Raw genomic sequence first — 5,913 nt, forward strand, 5'->3', positions numbered from 1 at the left:
TTCGATCTCGCCGGCGACCCAGGCGTCGCGGATGCGGTAGCCCAGGTCCTTGATCGCGCCCAGGCTCTGCGCGGCTTGCCGATGCTTGTCGCCCTCGCCCAGCATGGCGTTGTTCTGGTCGTCCAGGATCACCGCCGCGTCGCGACGGAGGCCGGTGTAGTAGATATGGGTGTGGGCGATGAAAGCCGCCTCGACCTCTGGGTCCAGGGCGATCGAGCCGACCTGGACCTTGCCGTCCGGCGCGATGTCCAGCGTCGTCAGACCGCCGAAAGCGGCCATGTATTGATCCTGCTTGCCGATGCCCTTGGCCAGGACATTGATCTCCAGGTCGCAGGCTTCCTCGGCCAGCGCCTGGCGGTCCGGCTCGCGGCCCCTCAGCGCGTGCAGGGCGCGCAGGAAGCCGACCAGGAAACAGCTCGAAGATCCCAGACCCGTGCCGCCGACGATGTCGCCGATCGACGCCGCCTCGAACCGCGTGTCGATGCCGTGACGCAGCAGCGCCGCGCGGACCAGCTCGTGCTTGAGCTCGACCGTCGCCGCCACGTTTTCCGGATCGGGCCCCATCAGGGCCACGTGATCATGGAACGCTGGGCGGTGGGCGCTGATGTGGATGTACTTGTCCAGCGCCATGGCGAAGATGAAGCCGCCATCGCGCCTATAATAGCTCTCCAGGTCCGTGCCCCCGCCGCCGAGGGTCACGCGCAGGGGCGTACGGGTGGAGATCATCGAGCTACTCGGCGGCCACCGAGATGGCGGCGGGCGCGATCTGCTCCCAGTGCCCCTTGGACCGCGAGAGCGCGGGGTGCGAGACCAGCAGATGCCAGACCGTCGCGGCCAGGCCCTCGACGATCGGGGTGATCAGCTGCGGGTCGACCGTGGGCACGATCACGCAAGCGTCGGCGATCTTGGCGGTGAAGCCGCCGTCGCGGCCGACGATGCCCGTCACCGACGCGCCCTTTTCCTTGGCGTACTGCATCGCGCGCACAAGGTTGGCGCTGACCGGCGGCTCGAGGCTGCCGCCGCCGACCGAAAAGATCAGCAGGCCGTCCTTGGCGTTGAGCCGGCTGCTCTCCAGCCAGGTCGAAAACACGCCTTCCCAGCCCTCGTCGTTGATACGGGCGGTCAGTTCGGAAACGTTGTCGGTCGGACAATAGGCCTCGAATCCGCAGATCTTCCGGAAATCGTTGGTCGCGTGGCTGGCGTGGCCGGCGCTGCCGCCGACGCCCAGCAAGAACAGACGCCCGCCGCCGTCGCGAACCTTGGCCAAAGTCGTCGCCACGGCTTCGATAGCGGCGCGATCAATAGTTGAAATGGCGCGCATAGTCGCGCCCAAGAAGTATTCAGAGAACATAGCTAATCCTAAGGTAACTATCTCTACGTCGTTGACAGAATAGTCAAAAGCGATTGCGAGAGTGTTGCCGCAACATGGTCGGCGCCAGCGCCTGTACCCGAATTGTAGTCGCGCCCAAGTAGTATTGTTCTACAGCCGGCCGCCTTACCGCATGCGATGTCGCGATCCTGATCGCCGATCAGCCAGGACCGGCCAAGGTCCGCCCCATGGCGGGCGGCCAAGTCCAGCACCAGGCCAGGCTTGGGTTTACGGCACGCGCATCGGTCGGCGTTGTCGTGCAGACAGGCGGCGATGTCGTCGATCGGCAGCGCCGCCGCCAGGCGTGCGTGCAAGGCGTCCAGCGCCTCGGCCTTCATCAGGCCTCGGCGGACGTCGGGCTGGTTGGTGACGACCAGCAGCAGATAGCCGGCCGCCTTCAACGTCGCGAGCGCCGCCGGCGCATCGGGCTCGATCTCCAGTTCTTCGATGGTCCGGGGAGAAGCCGCCTTGCCGTCCCGCATGACCACCCGGTTCAGCACGCCGTCACGGTCGAGGAAGACAGCGGGTCGCGCCGGTCGCGCTGCCGTCAAAGCTGGAAGCCGGCCGCGCGGGCGTCCTCGTGGAACATGGCCACCGTCTCTTGCGACAGGTCCGCCAGATCCTTGCCAGCCATGGCCAGCTTCTTCAGCACATCGGGCGTCGAGGTGACGATATGGCAGCCGCAGTCGCGCGCTTGATAGACGTTCAGCACCTCGCGCACGCTGGCCCACAGGACCTCGGCCTGGGGCTTGCGGGCGGCCATGGCGACGGCGGCGCGCATGATCGGCATCGGATCGAGGCCCGTGTCGGCGATGCGGCCGGCGAACACCGAGATCACCGCGGGAACGTTCGCACTGAGCGCATCGACCGTGGCGGCCACCTGTTCGAGTGTCAGGATGGCGGTGACGTTCACCTTCACGCCCTCGTCGGCTAGCTTGCGCACCATCGGCAGGCTGCTTTCGCGACGCGTGTTGGTGATCGGGACCTTCACATAGACGTTGGCGCCCCACTGGGCGATCTTGCGCGCCTGGCGCGCCATGTCATCGAACTCGTCAGAGAACACCTCGAAAGAGATCGGTGCGTCGGGAATGCGGGCGAGCAGATCCTTGGCGAACGCTTCGTAGTCCGACACCCCCGCCCTGCGCATCAGCGTGGGGTTGGTGGTGAAGCCAGCCACTTGGCCGGTTTGATGAAGACGGGTGAAATCGTCCAGGCTAGCGCCGTCCGCGAACAGCTTGATCTGCGTGGTCAGGTCGGCCGTGGCGACCTCATTGGTGGCGAGACGGTGCAACATACGGTTCCTTTCTGGAAGCCCCTGGGTCCGAATGGGACAATAGGAGCCCCCCTCGCCATGACGGGGCGCAAATCTACGGCCAAGTTGGTTGAAATCAGGTTTCGCCGTTCGGCGAGGGCTCGGCGATGTAGCCGACAGCACGCTTCCAGAGGAGCTTGCCCAGGCCGTGCTCCATCAGGGATCTTCCGGCCAGACGACGGCGAGATCCGAACTCGAATGTCATCACCGAAAATACAAATCCGACAATGGTTTGCGCCAAACCCTTGGCCATCAACTTGGCCCATGTGAGCCGCGGATTGGGCGTCGCGTCGAGATAGATGGAGACGTAGTGCTGGGCCTCGCGGCGCACGCGAATGAGGCGATATGTCACAGCCGTGCGGTGGGGCGCGACCGTCTCGGTGACGACGGCTTGAGCGGCCCAAGCGATACGCCGCCCTTGGCCGTAAAGACGCACGAACAGCTCGGCGTCCTCGCCGCCCGCATCACCGAACGCCTCGCGCATCGCGGGCTCGCCGTTCGGAAAACAGCGCGAAACGTCGAACAGAGAATTGCCCGTGCCCAAGCCGTAGCGCGGCTTGCCCGACGGGGCGGTCAGCGGGATCAGCGCGAGATCCGGCAGCCCCAGGTCGCGGACGAACTGAGAGCCGGTCGGGTCATATGACGGAGCCTCGCCGGCGAACACGGCCAGGCGCGGTCCCACCGCGATATCGGCGTCCGTCGCGCGAAGCGCCCCCACAAGTTGATCAAGCCAGACCGGCTCGGCGACCTCGTCGTCGTCGATGAAGGCGACCAGTCGGCCACTCGCTTCCGCGAAGCCCCGGTTGCGGAGCGTGGACATGTTGCGCGTGAGCTCGGTCACATAGCGAACCGGCCAAGACGCCCCCCCAGCCAGCGCCTCGACCACGGGCCGCCCGCTGCCACTGGGGTGATTGTCGATCACCACGATCTCGATCGCCAACCCAAGCGCGTTGGTCTGGGCAAGACAGGAGCGCAAGGTCGCATCCAGCGACGCGGGGCGGTCATAGGTGCAGACGACGATCGACAGGTCGGTCATGCCGCCTTCTCGTCGATGAAGCCGATCGGAGCACGATAGGTCAGCTTGCCCACGCCCTTGGCCATGCCGATACGGTTGTCGAACCGCGCCCCGCCGCGCCATTCGCCCGACAGGACGTAGAGACAGGCGTAGACGGCGATCTGGGCCAGCCCCAGCAACGCCACCTTCAGCCGGGTGACGCCCGGATGTTCGCTGGTGGCGATGCGCGAGGCCGCATAGTGCTGGGAGCCGCGCTTCATCCGCGTGAGCATGTAGCTGGGCTTGGTCCTATCGGCTTCGATGAACTCGCGCACGACGGCGGTCGGACACCAGACGAAGCGCTTGCGGGCCAGGGCCAGACGGAACAGCAGGTGCGTGTCCTCGCCGTTGCCGTCTCCGAACGCGACGGAGAACGGCTCGGGCGTGTCGAAGCAGGTTGCGACGCGGAACGCGGCGTTGCCACTGCCAAGACCCTTGCCCTTCTTGCGAAGGCGCCCAAACAGATGGATCGGCGCATCGGCAGGCTCGCGATAGTCGAGCGTGTAGCGCCAGCCCTGCGGATCCCATGCTGGCGGATGACCGGCCTCGAACACCGGCAGCTTGGGGCCGAACGCGGCGTCCGCGCCGGTGCGCTCCAGGCAGGCATGCAGCTCGAAAAGCCAGCCCGCGTCCGGCGCCTCGTCGTCGTCGATGAAGGCCACATAGCGCCCGGTCGCGGCCTTGATGCCGACATTGCGCACGATGGAGATGTTTCGGCGGGAGTCGGCGAAATACCGGATCGGCGCGCCATCGGCGGCCAATCGCGTGACCAGCCCCTCGGCCAGACGATCGGGATGGTTGTCGACGATGATGATCTCGAAAGGCGTCCCGCGCGCCACCTCGGGCCGAAGACACGTGGTCAGGGTCCGTTCCAGCAGGTGCACGCGGTCGTAGCTCAACACCACGATGCTGACGGCGATCGAAGTCCCCATCGTCAGACCCCGGTGCCGCGGAACACGACGATCGCCGTCCGCGCCAGGATCTGGATATCCAGCCACAGCGACCAGCGCCGGATGTAGTCGAGGTCGCGCTCGACCCAGTCGTCGTAGTCGTTGATGCGATGGCGACCTTCAACCTGCCACAGGCAGGTGATACCTGGCTTGACCGCCAGCTTCTGCTTCTGGAACTCGGTGAACTGGGCATATTCGTGCGCTCGCGGCGGACGTGGCCCAACCAGGCTGAGGTCGCCCTTCAGCACGCTCCACAACTGGGGCAGTTCATCGAGGCTGTATTTACGCAGCACCTTGCCGACGGACGTGACCCGCGGATCGTTCGTCAGCTTGAAGGCGGGGCCCCGCATCTCGTTGCGGTCCTGCAGTTCGGCTTCCATCGCCTCGGCGTTGGAGACCATCGTGCGGAACTTGTAGCCGATGAAGGGCCGCTCACCCTGCCCCACCCACTGGCAGGCGTAGAAGACATCCCCTCGGGACGTCAGCTTCACCAGCACGGCGATCAGCAGCAGCAGAGGCGCGAGCACGACCAGCAAGACGGCGGAGACGCCGATGTCCATCAGCCGCTTTATGGCGTGCGCAAATCTCAAGACTGCCTCGAAACGGGAACAGAACGTAAAGGTGGCCGGGCGATACTCAAGTATGGCGCCAATTGGCGTCGTCCCGTTTGCGGCAGGCCCTCTTAATGTCAGGTTCCCAAGGCGATCTAACGGCTCCGAGCGTACCGGACCGCTGGCCCGGCGTTCAGTTCGGAGGCCTCCGATTCACGCCGATGACGGTGGACCAGACCGTGGACGCTTTGGCCGCCCGCGCCCCCGAGGCGCCTTTCGCGATCTTCGTAACGCCCAACGCCGAGCACGCCTACCTGCGCCGTCACGATCCTGAGTTTCGAGCGATCAGCGACGCGGCCTGGATCAGCACCAACGACAGCCGCGTCGTCGGACGCACGGCGTGGCTGGGTGGACTGCGCCTGCGCTTCGCGCCGGGAGCCTATGTCGTGCGCGCGCTGTTCGAACGGATCATCAAGCCTGATACGCCGCTCTGTGTGATCGGCGGAACCACAGCTCTGATCGACAAGCTGCGCCTGCAGTACGGCCTCGGAAACCTGGCTCACCACATCCCGCCCATGGGCATGATCCATAACCCCGAGGCTGTCGCCGACGCCGTCGCCTTCGTGGCGGCTCATCCGTCGCGGTTCATCTTCGTCGCGATGGGTCCACCGCAATCC

At 65.8% G+C, this 5,913-nt stretch carries 7 protein-coding genes and 1 pseudogene; 1 reads left to right on the forward strand and 7 read right to left on the reverse strand.

Annotated features, from left to right (window positions below):
* From VJ655_RS09210 to VJ655_RS09240, 7 genes and pseudogenes are all read right to left on the reverse strand, one after another.
* A pseudogene (locus VJ655_RS09210) lies at positions 1 to 726 on the reverse strand (hypothetical protein); the annotation flags it as partial.
* Positions 727 to 730: 4 nt separating this feature from the next.
* On the reverse strand, positions 731 to 1,351 hold the full coding sequence (locus tag VJ655_RS09215) for an SIS domain-containing protein (protein ID WP_324110770.1): 621 nt from the start codon (positions 1,349 to 1,351) through the stop codon (positions 731 to 733).
* A 23-nt stretch (positions 1,352 to 1,374) separates the two neighbouring features.
* Positions 1,375 to 1,920, reverse strand: a complete 546-nt coding sequence (locus VJ655_RS09220) for an HAD-IIIA family hydrolase (protein WP_324110771.1) — start codon at positions 1,918 to 1,920, stop codon at positions 1,375 to 1,377.
* A complete protein-coding gene (locus tag VJ655_RS09225) occupies positions 1,917 to 2,663 on the reverse strand; it encodes a transaldolase (RefSeq protein ID WP_324110772.1) in 747 nt (248 codons plus the stop codon). The genes VJ655_RS09220 and VJ655_RS09225 overlap by 4 nt, the downstream gene beginning before the upstream one ends.
* A 94-nt stretch (positions 2,664 to 2,757) precedes the next feature.
* Entirely contained in the window at positions 2,758 to 3,717 is a 960-nt protein-coding gene (locus VJ655_RS09230; protein WP_324110773.1) for a glycosyltransferase family 2 protein, read from the reverse strand.
* On the reverse strand, positions 3,714 to 4,667 hold the full coding sequence (locus VJ655_RS09235; protein ID WP_324110774.1) for a glycosyltransferase family 2 protein: 954 nt from the start codon (positions 4,665 to 4,667) through the stop codon (positions 3,714 to 3,716). The genes VJ655_RS09230 and VJ655_RS09235 overlap by 4 nt, the downstream gene beginning before the upstream one ends.
* Before the next feature lie 2 nt (positions 4,668 to 4,669).
* Positions 4,670 to 5,245: a sugar transferase gene (locus tag VJ655_RS09240; protein WP_324110775.1), complete on the reverse strand. Its 576-nt coding sequence runs from the start codon at positions 5,243 to 5,245 to the stop codon at positions 4,670 to 4,672.
* 212 nt (positions 5,246 to 5,457) lie between these two features.
* On the opposite strand from VJ655_RS09240, the gene VJ655_RS09245 reads away from it, so the two are divergent.
* The coding region (locus tag VJ655_RS09245; RefSeq protein WP_324110776.1) for a hypothetical protein at positions 5,458 to 5,913 on the forward strand (456 nt) is incomplete at its 3' end.

Source organism: Caulobacter sp. (genome assembly GCF_035254145.1).
In the GTDB taxonomy this organism is placed as follows: Bacteria; Pseudomonadota; Alphaproteobacteria; order Caulobacterales; family Caulobacteraceae; genus Caulobacter.